The organism is Streptomyces sp. AB3(2024), assembly GCF_041862025.1.
Taxonomy (GTDB): domain Bacteria; phylum Actinomycetota; class Actinomycetes; order Streptomycetales; family Streptomycetaceae; genus Streptomyces.
Genome location: NZ_JBGWAB010000353.1, coordinates 1 through 409, shown reverse-complemented (window position 1 = coordinate 409; position 409 = coordinate 1). Strand labels below are relative to the sequence as shown.

At 69.4% G+C, this 409-nt stretch carries 1 protein-coding gene; it reads left to right on the top strand.

The features are described 5' to 3' along the window. A partial coding sequence (locus tag ACEPPI_RS40730) for a hypothetical protein (protein WP_373920274.1) occupies window positions 1–409 on the top strand: 409 nt, incomplete at both ends.

Here is a 409-nt window from a genome sequence, read left to right as displayed (position 1 = left end):
GATCCCGGTTGTGTCGAACCTGACCGGTGCCCTGGTCTCCGATGAGATGGGCTCGGCCGAGTTCTGGGTGCGGCACGTGCGGGATGCCGTGCGCTTCCTGGATGGGATCCGCGCCCTTGAGGGCGCGGGTGTGACGACGTACGTCGAGCTCGGTCCCGACGGGGTCCTGTCGGCCCTGGCGCAGGAGTGCGTCAACGAGGACGCCGTTTTCGTGCCCGTGCTCCGTAAGGACCGGGCTGAGGCGGAATCCCTGGTCCGCGCCGTGGCCCAGGCGTTCGTACGGGGCGCGAAGGTGGACTGGTCGGCGTTCTTCGCCGGTACGGGTGCGCGGCGGGTGGATCTGCCGACGTATGCGTTCCAGCGGCAGCGGTTCTGGCCCAGTGCGGTGGCTTTCGTGGGTGGGGATCCG